This window comes from Clostridium sp. CCUG 7971 (assembly GCF_017590215.1).
Classification (GTDB): domain Bacteria; phylum Bacillota; class Clostridia; order Peptostreptococcales; family Peptostreptococcaceae; genus Faecalimicrobium.
Genome location: NZ_JAFFPK010000219.1, coordinates 1 through 1,240 on the forward strand (window position 1 = coordinate 1; position 1,240 = coordinate 1,240).

Here is a 1,240-nt window from a genome sequence, read left to right on the forward strand (position 1 = left end):
TTTTTTGTCTATAAATTCATTAAGTAAAGGATCTTTATTCTCTATAAGCTTTTTCCCTAATTCATAGTATATTTCATCTTCTACGAAAGTGTTTTTTCCTGTGTATTTAGTAACGATTATTTCATATATTCTAAAATCTTCTTTAACTAATACCTCATCTATTATTTCATATCCATTGTTTAAAAGATATTTTCTAAGTTCATCTTGTGCTTGCATAGGCTGAAGTATTAATTTTTCTACTGAGTGAGCTACTTCAGTTTTAACTTCTAAAAGCTCACTTATTAATATTCCTCCCATGCCTGCAATTATAACTTCATCTACTTCATTAACTTCTAATACTTCTATCCCTGAACCTAATCTTAAATCAACCTTATCTAAAAGCTTATTATGTCTTACTTCACCTCTTGCATTTTCAAGTGGCCCTTTATTTACATCTGCAAGTATTGCAAAATCTATGTATCCTTTATTTAATAAATAAACTGGTATATAACCATGATCGGTTCCTATATCTGCTACTCTCTTCCCTTTGGTTACTAATGATGCTATTTTTAATAATCTATCTGTTAATTTCAATTTTTTCATCCTTTCTCAAATTTAAAGTATTTATAATAATATTATATAAAATCCTAATAATATTATTAGGAGGTGTTTACATTGCCTAAAATAAAAAAACGTAAATCTGAATATAATCCTACCTATAAATGGGGTGGAAATACTATTCTTTGGTCTAATCAAACTGATCAAAAAATAATTCAAGAAGCTGAAGATGAAAATGCCTCTAAATTAAAATCAGATTTACAAAAAGAAATTAATTATTAGTATTAATATATTAATTTCAATTCCACATATTAAAAATTCGCCTTTGTGAAGGCGAATTTTTAATATGTGGAATTGAAATTAATATATTAATACTAATAATTAATTTCTTTTTGTAAATCTGATTTTAATTTAGAGGCATTTTCATCTTCAGCTTCTTGAATTATTTTTTGATCAGTTTGATTAGACCAAAGAATAGTATTTCCACCCCATTTATAGGTAGGATTATATTCAGATTTACGTTTTTTTATTTTAGGCAATGTAAACACCTCCTAATAATATTATTAGGATTTTATATAATATTATTATAAATACTTTAAATTTGAGAAAGGATGAAAAAATTGAAATTAACAGATAGATTATTAAAAATAGCATCATTAGTAACCAAAGGGAAGAGAGTAGCAGATATAGGAACCGATCATGG

4 protein-coding genes are annotated in these 1,240 nt (G+C 25.8%); 2 read left to right on the top strand and 2 right to left on the bottom strand.

Annotated features, from left to right (window positions below):
• The coding region (locus JWF52_RS18855) for a tRNA (adenine(22)-N(1))-methyltransferase (protein WP_208335009.1) at positions 1–573 on the bottom strand (573 nt) is incomplete at its 3' end.
• An 81-nt stretch (positions 574–654) separates the two neighbouring features.
• Here JWF52_RS18855 and JWF52_RS18860 point away from each other — a divergent pair.
• Positions 655–819 carry a hypothetical protein gene (locus JWF52_RS18860; protein WP_208335010.1) on the top strand — a complete coding sequence of 55 codons (165 nt, stop codon included), beginning with the start codon at positions 655–657 and terminating at the stop codon, positions 817–819.
• Between the two features lie 92 nt (positions 820–911).
• Here the strand turns inward: JWF52_RS18860 and JWF52_RS18865 are convergent, their stop codons facing one another.
• Positions 912–1,076, bottom strand: a complete 165-nt coding sequence (locus JWF52_RS18865; protein WP_208335010.1) for a hypothetical protein — start codon at positions 1,074–1,076, stop codon at positions 912–914.
• A 72-nt stretch (positions 1,077–1,148) separates the two neighbouring features.
• Between JWF52_RS18865 and JWF52_RS18870 the strand changes: the two genes are divergently transcribed.
• Positions 1,149–1,240, top strand: a 92-nt coding sequence (locus JWF52_RS18870; protein WP_353654985.1) for an SAM-dependent methyltransferase, incomplete at its 3' end; no start/stop codon positions are given.